Genomic DNA, 17,522 nt, shown 5'->3' on the forward strand with positions numbered 1-17,522 from the left:
CCTATGGCATACAGATTTACAATAGGTAGAAGAATCGGTTTCGGTTTCGCCATCTTTATTTTACTTACCATGGTTGCGTTTATTTCAACCGTATTAACCATTCGAGAAAGTAAAAGCAGAACACGAACTGTTGTTGAACAAGTAACACCAAGTGTTATTGAGTTAAGGCAATTGAATTTTTTATTGCAAAAGTCATATACCAACATTTCCAAATGGTTTTATAACAAAAGTTTTAATGACTTAGAGTTCCGCGATGAATTGATTAAAATAATTGATAAGGATTATTATAAACAAAAACATAGACTGCAAGAACTTTCCGTTTCATGGACACCTCAGGAAAAAGATCAGTTACGTCAAATATTTAGCAGAGTAGAAAAATTATTTAAAGTTTATAAAAGCGAAATTACCGATCAGCTTACATCAACGGAGGCTTACGAAGACCCTAATATCCTCATGATGGCTCGTATGTCTTACGAAGATTCTGAATTGAATATTAAAGCCCTTTTTAAAACTTTAAATGAATTAATTATATCCAAACAAAATAATGCAGTTAGTGTAACTAATTCCATGTTTAAAGGATTTAATTTCTTAAACACATTTGTTGAAATTTTAGGTATTGCGCTTGTTGTCGGTGGAATTCTAATTGCGGTATTCACTACACGTTCAATTACCCGCCCGGTACATAAACTTAAAAAAGTTTTACTTTCTATGGGCCTTGGAATTTTACCAACAGAAAGAATTACAACCGGTGAAGATGAAATAGGAGAGATGGGTAAAGCATTAAATGAATTGGTTCAATCTATGCGCCAAACCACCGATTTTGCCAAAGAAACCGGTTCAGGAAATTTTGATGCTACTTACACGCCATTAAGTAAGGATGATACTTTAGGCTATGCATTGATAAAAATGCGTGATGACCTGGCCGTGAATGAAAGAGAATTGGAGCGAAAAGTTATTGAAAGAACCGAAGAGGTAGTGCGTCAAAAAGAAGAGATAGAAGGTAAAAATGCTGAATTGGAGATTTTATACAAGCAAGTAACGGATAGTATTCATTATGCGAAAAGAATTCAAGAGGCTATTTTGCCTCCAAACAAAGTATTAGAACAAAATCTACCTAACTCTTTTGTACTATATCACCCTAAGGATATTGTTTCAGGTGATTTCTATTGGATAGAACGTAAAGAAAAACTGGTGTATTTTGCCGCAGTGGATTGCACAGGTCATGGTGTACCTGGAGCCTTCATGAGTTTGGTTGGTCATAATATATTAAAGGATATTATTAATAATTCAAATCTTAAAAAGCCGGCTGAAATTATGGACCGGCTTAGAGAAGGAGTTATTAATACCTTACACGCAGATAAATCCGGTGGTGAAACGAAAGATGGAATGGACATGACTTTGTGTTGCTTAAATTATGACACTTTAGAATTACAATTCGCAGCAGCATTTAATCCGCTATATATTATACGCAATAAAAATCTTATTGAACATAAGGCCAATAAGTTTCCGATTGGTGCATTCATTGGTGAAAAACAAAATTTTACGAATAATACTATTCAGTTACAAAAAGGTGATCAGATATTTATTTTTAGCGATGGTTATGCTGATCAGTTTGGAGGTCCGAAAGGTAAAAAATTCATGGTCGGAAATTTCAGAAAATTATTGACGGAAATTGCATTACTTGATGCGAAAAATCAAAAGGAAGTATTGGAAACCACAATGGCAGAATGGAGAGGCGATCAAGAGCAGGTAGATGATGTTTTGGTGATTGGTGTTAAAGTTTAAAGTGAAATTAATATATTATATCTTCTTTCAACTAACTTTTCTTTTTTGTTTCACGCAAAAAAGTTTCAATTATTTCAAAGAAACAAAATCGGAATTTGGTATATCAGCTATAAGTGAATCAACTTTATTGGCAAAATCATTTCAATTCAGTTACCCTATTTTTACTGTTTTGCCCGATACATCAAATCACCAATTATTGGTTAGTGTTCGACAGAGGGATCCTTCCGGGAAATCATACACCAGCAAAGGATTTCATATGTGTATTCAGAAAAACGATTCTATAAAAAGTGTATACGAAGATTCAAAGCTGGATTTTGAAATGCTAGGCGACTTTCTTTTAATGTCGAGTAACAGTAAAACTGGCCGTTTTAATCGAAAACATGGCTATGAACAATTTGAGTATCCATCAAAAATAATTTACATCAATCAATCAAACGAAATTGGCTTATCATATAATCCATTATTTAAAACCGGCAACGAAATTAATTTGAGTGCGCTGAATTTAAATGATGGTAACGTGCTATGGTCTGCTCCTTTAGAATCTAAAAATTACTGGAATGATGTGCTGGGTGTAAATGATTCTTTGATTTGTATTGCTTCAAGCGGATTGCACGGTGTTAATTCTTTAAGGGGTGTGAATTGGTCTTATCCCATGATAACAGCAGAAAAGCCAAAAAAACCATTAATTCAAACAGTTTTTAACCCAATTACATTGAATCGGTTTTTCAAACCAATAAAAACAAGTAATACGGAGGGAATTGTTAGGCAACTGGCTTCTAACATTTTATTGGTAGACGGCTTAAGCTATTTTGCCGCCACAGATAAAATAATTTCGGTTGATTTAAGCGGAAAATTAATATGGGAAACCGATTTAAAAGATAAAAACAATTCATTGAGTTTTTTAGTTGATTATTCATCCAATGTTTTGCTGTTGAATTTGGGCCTGGGATTAATAAACGGAAATTACATCAGCTACGGAAAACCATCTGTAATGTTGTTCAGTAAACAATTCGGACAGCTAATTTACCTGGAGGAGTTAAGTCAATATGGTTTATTGTCTGATATGCAGATTTTCAAAAATAAATTATATTTTGCCTCACGTTCGGATATTTTATATGCAGATAACATTGGTGTTAAAAACCAATATCATATAGATAAAATAAAATACGGAGAATTTACAGAGTTTATAAATGGAGATGAGTATTTTGTGGAGAAGGAAGGTTTTTATGTGCCACTTAATTTTATCAATGATAATGTGGTATATTTTAAAACCGATCAGGACAAAGTATATGGATTAAATAACGACCAAATTGATTACGTGTATCATTTCACCGAACTTTATAAATTAAAAGCAGAAGAGGGCGGAAAAAAAATAATTTCACAAAGAAATAAATCCTTGCTGATAAGTGAAAATTTAGAATTGCTTTCAACGCTAAAAGCAGCCGAAAATGTAATCGGCATGAATAATAAGTTTTACGTTTACAACGCCGGGTTTTTATACATTATAGATTTAAATGATGTGAAATAGAATTTACAATTCAATTTCAAATGTTTTAATCAAAGCAACCCATTCTTTCGGAACATCAATGCTTAATTCCTTTTTGTAATCCATGGCCACTAATATTCCAAGTGCATTTGCGCATTCAATAATTTCGGATTTATTTTCTTTCACAATGCAATTTGATACCGTAATGCTTTTAGTTCCTATCTTTTCGATTCGAGTATAACATTTGACTTTATCTTGCAGAAAAATAGGATTTAAATGATCCATTTCGGTTCTTGCTAATACAAATCCTCTGTCAATCCAGTTGATGTGATTTCTAAAAATGGCGTGAAAATAATTTACTCTACCAATTTCGCAATAACTCAAATAACAGGCATTGTTAACGTGTTTTAAAGAATCAATGTCGTTAAATCTAACTTGTATATCAGTACAGTGACGGTAATTTTTATAAAGCATTAGTTAACCCGGTTAAGTAAAGAAAGTGCAAATGTTTTTAGTTCTTCAAGCTTCGCTGAAGATGCTTTTACTTTTAATAAACATTGTATGGCCTTTTTGGTGTGTTTATTTGCTTCCTCTAAGCAAAGTGATTTTATATTTAATTGATCGAAAATATTTTTTGCGCTTTGAATTTTAATTGCAGAATCCATTTCCGTATTGGTTAAAAGATGATGTAATTCCTTTCTTTGGCCGGATTTAGCTTTCTCTAGCGCCTTTAAAATTAAATACGTTTTTTTATTGCTTAGTATATCTCCTCCAATTTGTTTTCCGGTGTTTTCACCGTATAAGTCAAGTAAGTCATCGTTTAATTGAAATGCAACTCCCAAATGAAGGCCAAATTCGTATAATTTTTTTTGTGATGATTTATTTGCGTTAGCACATATTGCACCGAGTTGTAAACTGCAACCTAATAATACAGCCGTTTTTTTGGTAATCATTTCAATGTATTCTTTAGAACTAACCGCCTCTGAACTTTCAAAGTTCATGTCCATTTGCTGACCTTCGCAAACCTGCACAGCTGTTTCGCTTAACTTAACGAAAAGTTGTTTTAGTATATTGGCTTTGTAAGAAGTTAAAATTTCAAATGCTTTAACTAACATTAGATCACCGCTTAAAATGGCAATATTGGTGTTCCATTTTTCATGAACAGTTTGCTGATTTCTTCGCAACGGCGCTTTATCTAAAATATCATCGTGAATCAATGAAAAATTATGAAATACTTCCAAGCTCAATGAGGCATCAAGTGCTAATGCCGGATTTTTTTCAAATAAATCGCATCCAATTAGAGCAAGTAAAGGACGAATTCGTTTGCCTCCTAAAGATAAAATATAAAGTTCCGGATCGTATAATTCTTTAGGTCTTTGTCGCCTTTCCTTTTCACTGTAAGATTCAAGATGAGCCAAAAAGAGATCCGATAATGCTTTGTAGTTTGTCACACGATATCTATTAAATAAAACTAAAAATGTTTTGCTACTTCAAGTAAATAGGTTCCGTATCCGCTTTTGGTTAAGGGTTCAGCAATTTTAATGAGTTGTTCTTTGGTTATATAACCCATTTTATAGGCTACTTCTTCTATACATCCAATTTTTAATCCCTGACGTTCTTCTATTACCTGAACAAATTGTCCGGCTTGCATCAAGGAAGGGAAAGTGCCTGTGTCTAACCAAGCTGTTCCGCGATCCATGATAGAAACTTTTAATTTCCCTCTTTTTAAGTATTCTTTATTTACATCCGTAATTTCATATTCCCCACGGGCACTTGGTTTTAGGTTTTTTGCTATTTCAATTACATCATTATCATAAAAATACAAACCGGGCACTGCATAATTGGATTTAGGTACTTTTGGTTTTTCTTCAATAGAAATTACTTTATGATCTTTATCAAATTCTACAACTCCATATCTTTCCGGGTCACTCACATGATAAGCAAATACAACACCACCGTCCGGATCATTAATTTGTTTAAGCATTCTTCCCAATCCAACTCCGTAAAAAATATTATCTCCTAAAATTAAAGCGGCTTTTTCTTTGCCAATAAATTTTTCTCCAATAACAAAGGCTTGTGCTAATCCATTGGGAACTTCCTGTACCGCGTATTGAAAATTACAACCTTTATCTTTTCCGTCACCAAGTAAACGTTCAAAATTTGGCAAATCATGAGGGGTAGAAATAATTAATATATCTCTTATTCCTGCCATCATTAAAACAGAAAGCGGATAGTAAATCATGGGTTTGTCATAAATCGGCATCATTTGCTTGCTCATGGCTAAAGTCAATGGATGCAATCTTGTACCGGAACCTCCGGCTAAAATAATTCCTTTCATGTAATTGCTTAATTCACAAATTTAATTAAAACAGTTAGGTAACAAACATTATTTATTATTTTTATTTATATGAGAAAAAAAGTTTCCTGTATTTTAATCCTTTTTATTCTTTTTGCTTTTAAACAAAATGAAACTGTAGTTAATCAATTAATTAATAGTGCTGTAAAACAAACTCAAACAAAAGTTACCTATGAACCAGCCTATGTGAAAATTTCATACCCGGGCGGAGATGTGCCTTCAAACACCGGCGTTTGTACCGATTTAATAATACGATCCTATCGAGCAATAGGAATAGATTTACAGAAGGAAGTGCACGAGGATATGCTTAGCAATTTTAAGTTGTATCCTAAAATGTGGAAACTAAAACAACCCGATTCAAACATTGATCATCGAAGAGTTCCTAATTTAATGTGCTTTTTGGAAAGAAAAAATTCGAAATTAAAAATCACTAATAAAAGAGAGGATTATAAGCCGGGCGATTTAGTAACCTGGAACTTGCAAAACAAAACGAGCGTGGCCGGAATAACCCATATTGGTATAGTAACTAATATTAAAAATGCTGATCAAACAGGATATTTAATTGCCCACAATATTGGCGGAGGGAATGTTTTGGAGGATATGCTGTTTAATTATACCATCATTGGCCATTATAGGTATTTAAAGTATTGATAAACAATAATATAGATTAATTTTAGACGATTTAGATTCCAGTTCAGTCAATTTTTTATTATCAACTTTTGAGTGAATTGCCCCTCCCATTTAGTAAAAAAAGACGCTTTTTTAAACCTTAAATGTAAATTTGTTTATAATTAAAACTGAATAAAATGAAGTCAAGCCGCAAATTCCTATTCCTAAGTTTATTAATGATTGTTTCATTAGTTACTTTTTCACAGCAATTGGAAGAGATTAAGTTGAATCCAAAAAAAATTCAACAATTTGAACCGTACATGAAATGGAAACATGGAAGTGGAGATGGTTTTGAGGCATGGAAAAGCACAAATAAATTGCAATATGCAAAGGAGATGTGGTATTATTCAGAATCATTTTATATTAAACGCAATCATATTGCTAAAGGAGAAACATTAGACGAATCGATTATAGATATTTCACGTTTCGAAAATCAAAGAAGCAAAACCGAAGAGGTGATTGTTACTTTACCCGGATTTAAAGATGTGGTTGTGTTGTTACCTGAAAACAAATTAATTTACAAATTAAACTAATTTTAAAACGAAAGAAATCATGAAAAGATTATCATACCTATACGTTTTTCTTTGTTTATTTTTAGTTGGAGAAAAAGCATTTGCTCAACCCGGTGTTGGCGCAGCGCCTTATTGTTTACCTATTTATGCAATGACCCCATGTAATCAAGTTGGTCCTTGTAACGCCCCCGGTAATTTTATCAATGATTTTATTAATAGTTTCAACACAACAGGTGCGGTTACTAATATTACCAATAATAACTCATGTTGTAATACGCAAATTGTTACCGGTATTGGTCAAAGAAATTACCGTAACTGGGGTTGCGAACATTATTTAGTTGTAAATCCGGGACAAGTTGTTACTTGTAATTTTCAATCCGGAAATATTTGGGCACAAGGTTTTGCTTTATTCGTAGATTGGAATCAAGATAACGTATTTAATTTACCAGGTGAGCGTTTAATAGGTACCGCTGTTCCTCCTGCTGCTACATTTATTTCAGGTTCATTTACTGTTCCTGCCGGTCAAGCCGGAGGCACTTACAGAATGCGTGTTCGTTGTATTTGGGCTACCAATGGGAACTTTATTGATCCTTGTGCTAATACAACTTACGGTGAGGTTGAAGATTATGCCTTATACGTAACACCGCAAATGCCAGCAGGTGTAATTACTGCAACAACTCAAGTATTAGGTTCACCAATTTGTAGTGGTAGTACCGCTAACTTTTCAGTTGCAACAACTTATACAGGTGCTTTAACTTATACTTGGACAGGTCCTAATGCTTTTACATCTTCATTAGCTGCTCCTAGTATTCCTAATGCTCAGCCTAATGCAAGCGGAATTTACACAGTTGTTATTTCTCCGGGAAATTGTCCTTTAACTCAAACCGTAAACTTAGCAGTTAACCCAACACCAACAGTTATTCCTTCAAGTGATTCTCCGGTTTGTCAAAATGCACCTTTAAATTTAAGTGTAGCTCCTGTACCGGGTGGTACTTTAGTTACTTATGCATGGACTGGCCCCGGTGGATTTACATCCGCTTTTCAAAATCCGGTAATTCCGGTGGCGCAACCGAGCAACTCCGGTGTGTATTCTGTTACTGTAACAAATTCATTTACCAATGGTGGTTCTTGTTCAGCAGCTAATACAACTACGGTTGGTGTTGTACCTGTTAATCCTACAAATGTTACGCCAAATTTTACACTTTGTATGGGTGATCAGTTAAATTTAACTGCACAAAATGCTGTTCCTCCAACCGCATACTTTTGGTCGGGACCAAATACATTTACTTCTAATTTACAAAATCCGGTTATTGCAAATACAGCACCAATACATAGTGGTGATTATATCGTAACAGCTTCTTTTGCCGTTCAAGGTATAACGCTAGTCTGCACCAGTACTGCTGTATCTAACGTTTCGGTAGTTGCCACTTCACCAATTACACTAACTATTCCAAATAATATTTGCGAGCATGATAATGCTGTATTAACTGCAACTACAAATCCAATGGCTCCTAACTTCTTATGGACCGGACCCAATGGATTTACTTCAGTTAATAGCAGCACTAATATTGCTGATGTAAGCCCGTCTGCAACTGGTTTATATAATGTAATTGCAACTTGGAATATCGGAACAAAAAGTTGTTCAATAAATAATTTCAATGTAATGAATGTGGTACCGATTGCACCAATTGCAATTAATGCTCCAACAGCAGTTTGTTATCCGGAGAATGTTCACCTAACCTCATTTGCTCAGGGAGCAATTTCTTACAGTTGGGGGGCAACAACAGGCTTTACTTCAAATATCCCTAATCCAATATTAGGAGCGCCCGGAACAACAGCTACCGGAATTTATACGGTATTTACTGCATACACCAATGGTGCTTTAACATGTTATAATTCAAATACCACAGCGGTTACTGTAAATCCAATCATTGAATTTAATTTAGAGCCTTATAAACAACTTTGTTATAATCAGTAAGTGGTCCAAATGGAGGAACCAGTTATTTATGGACCGGACCAAACGGATTTATGAGCACAAATCAACTTTTAGTTATTCCTTCAATACAAACCCCTTTAGCAGGAACCTATTCATTACAAGTAATGTTAGGCCCTTGTAAAACAAATGGAGTTACACAGGTTGATGTTCTTAGTCCTATTGTATTTACTTGGACACCGGGAAATGTTACCATTTGTAAAGGAGATAGTGTTGCATTAACTGCAGGTGCTTCAGGTGGTAGTCATAATTACGCTTACGTATGGAATCCTCAACAATGGTTAGGTTCTCCTACCGGAAGTATACAATACGGACATCCGGGAGGAACAACAATTTATAATTTGACAGCTTATGATATAGCTTGCCCTTTCTATACTATAGGAGCTTCATTTACAGTGAATGTAAATAAAGCACCGGAACCGGAAATTGAATTAGCTTCTTATGAAGGTTGTCAGCCTTTATGCTTGAAATTAAATTCAAAAACTCAAGAACACGCAGCCGCAGTTGTATACGATTTCGGAAATGGCGATGTGTTAATGGGTGACGATCTAACGCATTGTTTACAAAATGCAGGAATGTATAACCTTAAAATTAAAACAACCGGTAAAAATGGATGTAGCTGGACATTCGAACATGGAACACCAATAGTGGTTAATCCTATGCCGGGCTCTAGTTTCACCTCAGACCCTGAGTTAATTACAACGGCTAATAATAATGTAACTTTCTTACCTACAAACGCTAGTGGAGTAGTTACTAACTATCTGTGGACGTTTGATGGTGCTAAAGGAAATCAAGGTAACGACACTTCTAGTTCAAAATACCCTACAAGATTGTATGACAAAACTGGTAATTATGCAGTTATGCTAATTTCGAAAACAGATAAGGGTTGTATAGACAGTGTGTTGAAAGTTATTGAAGTGCGCGATGAATTCACCTTGTTTATTCCTAATTCATTTACACCAAATGGAGATAACTTAAATGATGTTTTCAATGTAAAAGGAGTAGGCATGAAATCTGAAGGATTTAGCATGGAAATTTATGATCGTTGGGGTACTTTAGTTTATTCAACCAAAGACGTTAATAAAGGTTGGGATGGAACAGTAAAAGGAATAACCGCTGAAAACGGAGTTTATGTATTCAAGGTGAAAGCAACAGGCTCAAATGGCGAAGGTCGTAAAGAGTATGTTGGGCATGTAACCCTAATGAAATAAACGCTAACAACTTTTTAAAAATCCCCTCTGTGATAAACGGAGGGGATTTTTACTTTTATACTGTTTTTAAATTAGTAAGAAATGAAGCAGTACCACGAGTTGATGGATCATGTGTTAAAGCACGGAATCAAAAAAACAGATAGAACGGGAACAGGAACCATAAGTGTTTTTGGATACCAGATGCGGTTTAATTTACAAGAAGGTTTCCCGTTGTTGACCACTAAAAAAGTACACACCAAAAGCATCATTCATGAGTTGTTGTGGTTTTTAAAAGGGGATACCAATATTAAATATTTGAAAGATAATGGCGTGAGTATATGGGATGAATGGGCTGATAAGGACGGAAATTTGGGTCCGGTTTATGGTTACCAATGGCGAAACTGGCCCACGCCAAATGGCCAACATATCGATCAAATTACTCAGGTGATTGATATGATTAAAAAAACCCCGGATTCAAGAAGGTTAATCGTAAGTGCTTGGAATGTTGCCGATATAAATAATATGAAGTTACCTCCATGTCACGCTTTTTTTCAGTTTTATGTGGCCGATGGTAAATTAAGTTGTCAGCTTTATCAGCGTAGCGCCGATATTTTTTTAGGCGTTCCGTTTAACATCGCTTCCTATGCATTATTAACTTTTATGGTAGCGCAGGTTTGTAATTTAAAAGTAGGAGATTTTGTGCACACACTGGGCGATGCACATCTTTATTCAAATCATATTGAACAGGCTCGTTTGCAACTGTCCCGCGATTTTAAATCTCTCCCAACTTTACAAATAAATCCTCAAATAAAAAATATTTTTGATTTTACATTTGATGATTTCAAAATTCAAGACTATAATCCACATCCACACATTAAAGCTGATGTTGCTGTTTAACTAATATGATAGGAGCTTTATTTCACAAGGGAAAAGAATTTAAAATTGATTTTTATAAACCAATTGACATTTCTATTCCGTTACATACGGGAGAAAATTGTGTTAGTGCTTGGTACGTTGCTCCAATGAAATTAGAGCCTGTAGTTAACGGACAATGGATAGGCGACATAAATAAAGGAGGTAGTGTAAACTTCAGAAATGTTATTTTTAATCCGCATGGAAATGGCACGCACACAGAATGTGTTGGGCATATCAGCAAAGAGTTTTATACAATCAATCAATCCTTGCAAAAGTTTTTCTTTATTGCCGAATTAATTACTGTACTTCCGATAGAATTAGAAAATGGAGATTTTGTCATAACAAGAAAACATTTTCAATCGGCTTTACAGGATTTAAAAAATACCGAAGCACTGGTTATACGCACAATAAGTAATTCGCCGGAAAAAAAATCTCATCAGTACAGCAATTCTAATCCTCCTTACATTGACCCGGATGCAATTGCTTATTTAAACGAAATTGGCATCGAACATATATTAATTGATTTACCAAGTATCGATAAAGAATTGGATGAAGGGAAATTGGCTTCGCATCACTTATTCTGGAATTATCCGGATAATCCCGCTTTAAATAAAACAATCACAGAGTTGATATATGTTCCAAATGAAATTCAGGATGGCACATATATTTTAAATATTCAAATTGCACCTTTCGAAAATGATGCCAGCCCAAGTAAACCTGTGCTTTATAAAATTTATTAATGGGCAGTCCAAATAAAAATTCATTAAATCCTCCCGAATGGGTAAATGAATACGCCGATTACTTGTATAAGTTTGCATTTTATAGAGTAAATGACAGCGAACTGGCCGAAGACTTAGTTCAGGATACTTTTTTATCGGCATTAAATGCTTCAAACGAGTTTAACGGTTTAGCCTCTGAAAAAACTTGGCTTTCGGCTATATTAAAAAACAAAATTATTGATCATTATAAAAAAGCGTCAACACAAATGGAAAAAAATTTTTCAGAGGGACAACCAAACTACTTGAATTATGAAAACTTTTTCGACGATAAAAAAAATGGGCATTGGCAAAAAGGCGCTATGCCAAAAGAATGGGAAGAGCCGGCTATTGAATTAAATAAAAAGGAGTTTCAATCTGTTTTTGAAATGTGTTTAAATAAAGTTCCGGTAAAATGGCGAGGTATATTTACTATGTGCGTTATAGATGAGTTGGATGCAAAATTAATTTGTAAGGAATTTGAACTTACATCGTCTAACTTTTGGGTGATTATTCATAGAATTAAATTACAACTAAGAGCATGTTTGGAAAAAAACTGGCTTAAATTATAATGAGCGAAATAAAAGAACATACTTACAAGTGGTATACGTTTGGATGTAAAGACGCATCTTACCTAAAAGTTAAGTCTTCTTTTCATAAATTAAATTTATCCGAAAAAATCCTTTATCATTTTCACCTTTTTATGTGCAAATATTGCCGTAGATTCTCTCAGCAAATTCAAAAGTTAGATGATTTCATTAAAAATTCTTCTAAAACAGACAGTTTAACTATGTCAGAGTCAAAAAAAGCGCTTATAAATCAACAAATTAAGCAATTTTTAACGAAGAATTAATATTGGGCTGTAAGGAAGCCTTTCTTTAATCGTATATTAGTATATAACTTAAAATAAACACAAAATGGAAAAAAAATCAACATTAGTTACCTGCTCTATGATTGCAGGTGCATTATTAAGCGTATCATCTGTTAAAGCTAACAGTTTATTAGAGTATAATGCTCTAGGAAGCGCCGGTGAAGTTCGTTCTGCTTTAGTAAAATCTATTGAAGCAAGTTGCGGAGAGAAAAAAGCCGACGACACTAAAGCAAAAGACGCGAAGTGCGGAGAGAAAAAAGCAAAAGATGCTAAGTGTGGTGAGAAAAAAGCAAAAGACGGAAAGTGTGGAGAAGGTAAATGTGGAGAACACAAGGGTAAAGCAAAAGACGGAAAGTGTGGAGAAGGTAAGTGCGGAGAGAAAAAAGGTGATAAAAAAGATCCTAAATAATTAAATAAAGAGCTGCCCTTCTTAATCGGAAGGGCAGTTTTTTTTAAACAAGATTATGAATATGAATACGCACACCGGTATAGGCTTTAGAAAAGATTTTGCCGAAGAATTGATAAATTCTGAAGTGTTACGTCCTTCATTTATTGAACTGGCTCCTGAAAACTGGATTGGGATGGGTGGTTATTGGAAAAAACAACTTGATAAAGCTGCCGAAAAATTTCCAATTACTGCACATGGGCTTTCTTTGTCTATCGGAAGTCCGGAAGAACTCGATATCACTTTCATCAAACAAGTAAAAAAGTTTATTAAGCAATACAATATTCAGGTTTATTCAGAACACTTAAGTTATTCGAAATGCGACAATGCACATTTATATGATTTACTACCAATTCCATTTAGAATGGACGCAGTAAATCATATTATTCAAAGAATAAAAACAGTTCAGGATATACTTGAAATCCCATTGGTAATTGAAAATGTTTCGTACTACACTCCTGTTGCAGCAGAAATGAATGAGTCGGAATTCATATCCGAAATCATTAAAGGTTCGGGTTGTAAAATGCTTTTGGATGTAAATAATGTTTATGTAAATGCTTTTAATCATCAATACAATGCTAAAGATTTTATAAGAGAATTGCCACTGGAGCAAGTGGCCTATATGCATATGGCTGGACATGAAAAAGTATCTGATTCATTAATTATTGATACGCATGGTCAGGCCATAATTGATCCGGTTTTTGAATTATTTGAGTTTGCAGTTTCTCTATTGAATCCGGTGCCGGTGTTATTAGAAAGAGATTTTAATATACCGGAAATGCAAGTGTTGCAAAATGAATTATCCAGAATGGATCTTATAATTGCCAAGTCGTGGAAATCTAAAAAATTACATGCTTAATAAAGAAACAAAAAGTCAGCAAAGTTTATTAGCCAACTACTGTAGAGATGGCCAAACTCCGAATGGACTCATAAACGTTAAATCAGAAAACCTTCATCATTATCGCAGGTTAGTTTTTAATATTGCTTCTGATATTTTAGAAACAGCTTTTCCTATCACATTTAGTTTTTTGGAAGAAAATGTTTGGCAAGATTTGGTACACACCTATTTTAAAGAACATAAATGTCAAACCAATCAGGTTTGGCGGATGCCCCTTGAATTTTACGATTATTGTAAAGAAAAAAATATAGCCGAAAAATTAAATCTTCCTTATTTAAATAATTTATTATATTTTGAATGGCTCGAACTGGATGTGCATACGATGGAAGACATGGAGTTCCCGGAATTCAAATCCAATGGCGATTTGCTTGCTGATCCTATCGTTTTTAATCCGGAATATAAATTAATTCCATTCACATTTCCGGTACATAAAATCCCTCCCGGGGAAGAACTTCTCAATCAAAAGGGAAATTATTTTTTACTTATTTACCGGGAAAAGGAAAGCGGAAATGTACAATTCATAGATCTTTCTATGTTTTATACTTTTTTATTGGAAAATATTGCCAATGGATTAATTGTAAAAGATATTCTTGTGGATGCTAATTCTATGTTTGGTATAAATGATATTAAGTTATTAAAAGAAAATACATTACTTTTTTTGCAGGACCTTCAAAAGAGAAAATTTATTTTAGGCTTTAAAAAATGATAAAATTAATTAATCAATTCCAGTCACTGGCTCAGAAAAGTGGAGACATAAGTCTTTTTCTGTTACGTATACTTCTTGCTTATGGATTTTGGGAACCGGCTAAAATGAAATGGGACGATATTCAATCCGTTGCTGATTGGTTTGAAAGTTTGGGCATATTTGCTCCAAAATTAAACGCGTACATGGCAGCCTCAACTGAAATGTTGGGCGTGTTTTTATTGGCTTTAGGCTTGGGTTCTCGATTTATTGCTATTCCATTAATTGTTGTTATGCTTGTGGCTATTAAAACTGTTCACTGGGAAAACGGATTTTTAGCGTCAGATAACGGTTTTGAAATTCCTTTGTATTACCTCTCAATGCTTTTGATTTTGTTTTCCTTCGGAAGCGGAAAATTAAGTCTGGATTTTGTAATTCAAAAAATCAAAAAATAATTTACTTCATATTTTTAACGTATTCACGAAAGGTTATTCCGGATTTTATTGCATTGGTATAAATATAATCATGCATAATATTAGACCATTTTTGAGGGGTGTGATTGGCATAAAAAAGTGATGGCTCAATAATTTTCCCGAAATGTATTTTAATGGTATTTCCTTTTTGCTTGAACATTTCATCCGGTAAAAACAACATTTCTAAATTTGCTTTAATACCTAAGCGTTTTCTCCATTTAGCGAAGTTGTAAAAGAATCTTGAATTTTGCCCTTCAATAAAAACCGGTACAATCGGTTTATTGTATTTAATGGATTTATTAATGAAGCTTTTATTCCATTCCAAATCACGAATTCCTTCTTTAAATTTTCTGCTTACTAATCCGGCGGGAAAAACCAAGATAGCCGATTCGGTGGCATAAATCTGCTCAACAAACTGCAAACTATTTCTACTTTGGCCGCCAACTTTATTCACGCCCACAAAAACATCTCCGTAATTTTTTATATTTTTTAATATATCGTTTACAATAAACCGAACGTCATTCCGCTTATCGCCAATTGCTTTAATCAAGGCCATGCCGTCTAAGCCTCCTAAAGGATGATTAGCCGCAACAATCACGCCACCTTTTAATGGCAAATTCTCATGGCCGCTCACCTCCAGTTTCACATCAAGAAATTTAAGCACTTCTGTATTAAATTCCAGTTCATGAAATTGTTCGAGGTAAATCATACCCTTGTTAATGTCATCCTCGTGCAACTTTCTTTTTAGCCAATTAATCGCAAAACGGGGTAAAATTTTATACAGCGTAGGCGCCTTAGTCATTAAAACTTTCTCTACGTCAATGTATTTTTTTACTTCCATGGGTGAGTGCAAAATAATCCTCTAATTGTTAATATCCTAAGGCATTTTTTACCTGGTTTTTTAAGCTTTTCTGTTCTTTAAAATCATTGAAAAGCCTTGAGCCATAAGGCCTGTAGCCATTCCCTCTCTTTTTTCCATAATGAATTTTTACTATGGATTGGGTGTTAATAAGTGTAATTTATTAACAAAAGTGGTAAAAAATGGAAGTTTGTGGTAAAAAGTGGTAATTATTTAACTATTTTTGCCACTATCATTAACACACCAAATGTCCAGTATCATAGGAGAATACGATTGTAAAGTTGACGCTAAAGGCAGATTCATGTTTCCTGTTGATTTAAGGAAACAGTTGGAAGCTTTGTTTGACCTGGGATTTGTAGTGAACAGAAACTTACATCAGCAATGTTTGGTTTTATACCCAATTAAAGAATGGGAAAAACTAAATAAAAAAATAAGCAAGCTTAATCGATTAATAAAGGCTAACGATGTTTTTGTGAGAAAGTTTACGGGTGGGGCAACAAGTGTGTTAGCAGATACTACAGGAAGAATTTTACTTCCAAAAGCATTAATTGATTACGCAAGTGTAAAAACTGAAATTAAAGTATTAGGAAGTAATAATGTGATTGAGATTTGGGATAAAACAATTTATGAAAACTTCCTAAAACAAGATATTGATATTGAAAAATTAGCCATAGATGTACTTGGAGGATTAAATTTCAATGAAGGTGACGATGAGTAAGACTTCTGCTTATCACACCCCCGTTCTTTTAAAAGCTTGTATTGATAATTTAAACATTAAACCGGATGGTACTTATGTTGATTTAACTTTTGGTGGCGGTGGTCATTCCAACGAAATTTTAAAGTGTTTGAATGAAAAAGGAAAACTGTTTGCCTTTGATCAGGATGAAGATGCTTTAGCAAATAACATTCATGATTCAAGGTTTACTTTAATTCCGCAAAATTTCAGATTCCTAAAAAATTATCTTCGTCTAAATGGAGTAACCACAGTGCATGGAATTTTGGCCGACCTTGGAGTATCTTCTCATCAGTTTGATGTTCCGGAAAGAGGGTTTTCAATTCGATTTAATGCGGATTTAGATATGCGCATGAATCAGAAAAGTTCGATTACCGCAAAATCTATTTTAAATGATTACGAAGAAATTCAACTCACCAACATTTTTAAGGAATATGGCGAAGTTCAAAATCCACGTAAGTTAGCTCGTTTAATTGTTGCCGCCCGATCTGAAAAATCAATAGTAAATTCTGACGACTTAAAAAAGATAATCGCGCCTTGTACTCCACCCAAAGACGCTAATAAATTTTTAGCAAAAGTATTTCAGGCTCTACGAATTGAAGTGAATGCCGAAATGTCTGCTCTAAAAGAATGTTTAACGCAGTGTTTGGATGTTTTGGATAACGGAAGTAGAATAGTGATAATTTCTTATCACAGTTTGGAAGATAGAATAGTGAAGAATTTTTTGAGATCGGGAAATACCGAGGGGAAAGAAGAAAAGGATGTGATTTATGGCACGGTTAAAAAAGTTTTTAAGTTAATTACCACAAAACCTATCATTCCGGATGAAAAAGAAATTGAAATCAATACAAGAGCAAGAAGTGCAAAGTTACGTGTGGGAGAAAAAATATAATTTATAAC

The 17,522-nt window shown here is 34.0% G+C and carries 19 protein-coding genes; 15 read left to right on the forward strand and 4 right to left on the reverse strand.

Annotated features, from left to right (window positions below; genetic code table 11):
- The first annotated feature begins 3 nt into the window (after positions 1-3).
- The gene (locus IPM51_02055) at positions 4-1,785 is read left to right on the forward strand and encodes a SpoIIE family protein phosphatase (GenBank protein ID MBK9283084.1); all 1,782 of its coding nucleotides are present in this window, start codon (positions 4-6) and stop codon (positions 1,783-1,785) included.
- A 1-nt stretch (position 1,786) separates the two neighbouring features.
- Positions 1,787-3,313: a hypothetical protein gene (locus IPM51_02060; protein MBK9283085.1), complete on the forward strand. Its 1,527-nt coding sequence runs from the start codon at positions 1,787-1,789 to the stop codon at positions 3,311-3,313.
- A 3-nt stretch (positions 3,314-3,316) separates the two neighbouring features.
- On the opposite strand, the gene IPM51_02065 is transcribed toward IPM51_02060, so the two are convergent.
- From IPM51_02065 to rfbA, 3 genes are read right to left on the reverse strand one after another with little or no spacing between them, the layout of a single operon-like run.
- Positions 3,317-3,745: an acyl-CoA thioesterase gene (locus tag IPM51_02065; GenBank protein MBK9283086.1), complete on the reverse strand. Its 429-nt coding sequence runs from the start codon at positions 3,743-3,745 to the stop codon at positions 3,317-3,319.
- Positions 3,745-4,722, reverse strand: a complete 978-nt coding sequence (locus IPM51_02070) for a polyprenyl synthetase family protein (GenBank protein MBK9283087.1) — start codon at positions 4,720-4,722, stop codon at positions 3,745-3,747. The genes IPM51_02065 and IPM51_02070 overlap by 1 nt, the downstream gene beginning before the upstream one ends.
- 20 nt (positions 4,723-4,742) lie before the next feature.
- A complete protein-coding gene (gene rfbA / locus IPM51_02075; GenBank protein ID MBK9283088.1) occupies positions 4,743-5,609 on the reverse strand; it encodes a glucose-1-phosphate thymidylyltransferase RfbA in 867 nt (288 codons plus the stop codon).
- A gap of 69 nt (positions 5,610-5,678) precedes the next feature.
- Here rfbA and IPM51_02080 point away from each other — a divergent pair, with 69 nt between their 5' ends.
- The 11 genes from IPM51_02080 to IPM51_02130 all read left to right on the forward strand — a co-directional run bounded on the left by IPM51_02080 (position 5,679) and on the right by IPM51_02130 (position 15,012).
- On the forward strand, positions 5,679-6,278 hold the full coding sequence (locus IPM51_02080) for a DUF1287 domain-containing protein (GenBank protein ID MBK9283089.1): 600 nt from the start codon (positions 5,679-5,681) through the stop codon (positions 6,276-6,278).
- A 155-nt stretch (positions 6,279-6,433) separates the two neighbouring features.
- On the forward strand, positions 6,434-6,829 hold the full coding sequence (locus tag IPM51_02085; protein ID MBK9283090.1) for a hypothetical protein: 396 nt from the start codon (positions 6,434-6,436) through the stop codon (positions 6,827-6,829).
- A gap of 19 nt (positions 6,830-6,848) precedes the next feature.
- Positions 6,849-8,786: a hypothetical protein gene (locus IPM51_02090; protein ID MBK9283091.1), complete on the forward strand. Its 1,938-nt coding sequence runs from the start codon at positions 6,849-6,851 to the stop codon at positions 8,784-8,786.
- 50 nt (positions 8,787-8,836) lie between these two features.
- Positions 8,837-10,012: a gliding motility-associated C-terminal domain-containing protein gene (locus IPM51_02095; GenBank protein MBK9283092.1), complete on the forward strand. Its 1,176-nt coding sequence runs from the start codon at positions 8,837-8,839 to the stop codon at positions 10,010-10,012.
- An 81-nt stretch (positions 10,013-10,093) separates the two neighbouring features.
- Positions 10,094-10,888, forward strand: a complete 795-nt coding sequence (locus IPM51_02100; protein ID MBK9283093.1) for a thymidylate synthase — start codon at positions 10,094-10,096, stop codon at positions 10,886-10,888.
- 5 nt (positions 10,889-10,893) lie between these two features.
- On the forward strand, positions 10,894-11,646 hold the full coding sequence (locus tag IPM51_02105) for a cyclase family protein (protein MBK9283094.1): 753 nt from the start codon (positions 10,894-10,896) through the stop codon (positions 11,644-11,646).
- Positions 11,646-12,233: a sigma-70 family RNA polymerase sigma factor gene (locus IPM51_02110; protein ID MBK9283095.1), complete on the forward strand. Its 588-nt coding sequence runs from the start codon at positions 11,646-11,648 to the stop codon at positions 12,231-12,233. The genes IPM51_02105 and IPM51_02110 overlap by 1 nt, the downstream gene beginning before the upstream one ends.
- A gap of 345 nt (positions 12,234-12,578) precedes the next feature.
- Positions 12,579-12,941: a hypothetical protein gene (locus IPM51_02115; protein ID MBK9283096.1), complete on the forward strand. Its 363-nt coding sequence runs from the start codon at positions 12,579-12,581 to the stop codon at positions 12,939-12,941.
- Between the two features lie 55 nt (positions 12,942-12,996).
- The gene (locus tag IPM51_02120; GenBank protein MBK9283097.1) at positions 12,997-13,836 is read left to right on the forward strand and encodes a DUF692 domain-containing protein; all 840 of its coding nucleotides are present in this window, start codon (positions 12,997-12,999) and stop codon (positions 13,834-13,836) included.
- Entirely contained in the window at positions 13,829-14,581 is a 753-nt protein-coding gene (locus IPM51_02125; GenBank protein MBK9283098.1) for a putative DNA-binding domain-containing protein, read from the forward strand. Before IPM51_02120 ends, IPM51_02125 begins: the two co-directional genes overlap by 8 nt.
- Positions 14,578-15,012 (forward strand): DoxX family protein, encoded by a 435-nt coding sequence (locus IPM51_02130; protein ID MBK9283099.1) that lies wholly within the window; start codon positions 14,578-14,580, stop codon positions 15,010-15,012. Before IPM51_02125 ends, IPM51_02130 begins: the two co-directional genes overlap by 4 nt.
- A 1-nt stretch (position 15,013) precedes the next feature.
- Here the strand turns inward: IPM51_02130 and IPM51_02135 are convergent, their stop codons facing one another.
- Complete coding sequence (locus IPM51_02135) at positions 15,014-15,871, reverse strand: 1-acyl-sn-glycerol-3-phosphate acyltransferase (protein ID MBK9283100.1); 858 nt, start codon at positions 15,869-15,871, stop codon at positions 15,014-15,016.
- Between the two features lie 265 nt (positions 15,872-16,136).
- Between IPM51_02135 and mraZ the strand changes: the two genes are divergently transcribed.
- The gene (mraZ, locus tag IPM51_02140; protein ID MBK9283101.1) at positions 16,137-16,607 is read left to right on the forward strand and encodes a division/cell wall cluster transcriptional repressor MraZ; all 471 of its coding nucleotides are present in this window, start codon (positions 16,137-16,139) and stop codon (positions 16,605-16,607) included.
- Positions 16,600-17,514, forward strand: a complete 915-nt coding sequence (gene rsmH, locus IPM51_02145; GenBank protein MBK9283102.1) for a 16S rRNA (cytosine(1402)-N(4))-methyltransferase RsmH — start codon at positions 16,600-16,602, stop codon at positions 17,512-17,514. The genes mraZ and rsmH overlap by 8 nt, the downstream gene beginning before the upstream one ends.
- Positions 17,515-17,522: the final 8 nt, after the last annotated feature.

The organism is Sphingobacteriaceae bacterium (assembly GCA_016715905.1).
GTDB lineage: Bacteria > Bacteroidota > Bacteroidia > B-17B0 > Aurantibacillaceae > Aurantibacillus.

Bases quoted from the DNA above. Each gene is read 5' to 3' on its own strand.
- IPM51_02095 (MBK9283092.1), top strand. From the start codon at position 8,837: ATGAGCACAAATCAACTTTTAGTTATTCCTTCAATACAAACCCCTTTA.
- IPM51_02090 (MBK9283091.1), top strand. From the start codon at position 6,849: ATGAAAAGATTATCATACCTATACGTTTTTCTTTGTTTATTTTTAGTT.
- IPM51_02080 (MBK9283089.1), top strand. From the start codon at position 5,679: ATGAGAAAAAAAGTTTCCTGTATTTTAATCCTTTTTATTCTTTTTGCT.
- rsmH (MBK9283102.1), top strand. From the start codon at position 16,600: ATGAGTAAGACTTCTGCTTATCACACCCCCGTTCTTTTAAAAGCTTGT.
- IPM51_02105 (MBK9283094.1), top strand. From the start codon at position 10,894: ATGATAGGAGCTTTATTTCACAAGGGAAAAGAATTTAAAATTGATTTT.
- mraZ (MBK9283101.1), top strand. From the start codon at position 16,137: ATGTCCAGTATCATAGGAGAATACGATTGTAAAGTTGACGCTAAAGGC.
- IPM51_02120 (MBK9283097.1), top strand. From the start codon at position 12,997: ATGAATATGAATACGCACACCGGTATAGGCTTTAGAAAAGATTTTGCC.
- IPM51_02055 (MBK9283084.1), top strand. From the start codon at position 4: ATGGCATACAGATTTACAATAGGTAGAAGAATCGGTTTCGGTTTCGCC.
- IPM51_02110 (MBK9283095.1), top strand. From the start codon at position 11,646: ATGGGCAGTCCAAATAAAAATTCATTAAATCCTCCCGAATGGGTAAAT.
- rfbA (MBK9283088.1), bottom strand. From the start codon at position 5,609: ATGAAAGGAATTATTTTAGCCGGAGGTTCCGGTACAAGATTGCATCCA.
- IPM51_02130 (MBK9283099.1), top strand. From the start codon at position 14,578: ATGATAAAATTAATTAATCAATTCCAGTCACTGGCTCAGAAAAGTGGA.
- IPM51_02065 (MBK9283086.1), bottom strand. From the start codon at position 3,745: ATGCTTTATAAAAATTACCGTCACTGTACTGATATACAAGTTAGATTT.
- IPM51_02085 (MBK9283090.1), top strand. From the start codon at position 6,434: ATGAAGTCAAGCCGCAAATTCCTATTCCTAAGTTTATTAATGATTGTT.
- IPM51_02100 (MBK9283093.1), top strand. From the start codon at position 10,094: ATGAAGCAGTACCACGAGTTGATGGATCATGTGTTAAAGCACGGAATC.
- IPM51_02135 (MBK9283100.1), bottom strand. From the start codon at position 15,871: ATGGAAGTAAAAAAATACATTGACGTAGAGAAAGTTTTAATGACTAAG.
- IPM51_02115 (MBK9283096.1), top strand. From the start codon at position 12,579: ATGGAAAAAAAATCAACATTAGTTACCTGCTCTATGATTGCAGGTGCA.
- IPM51_02125 (MBK9283098.1), top strand. From the start codon at position 13,829: ATGCTTAATAAAGAAACAAAAAGTCAGCAAAGTTTATTAGCCAACTAC.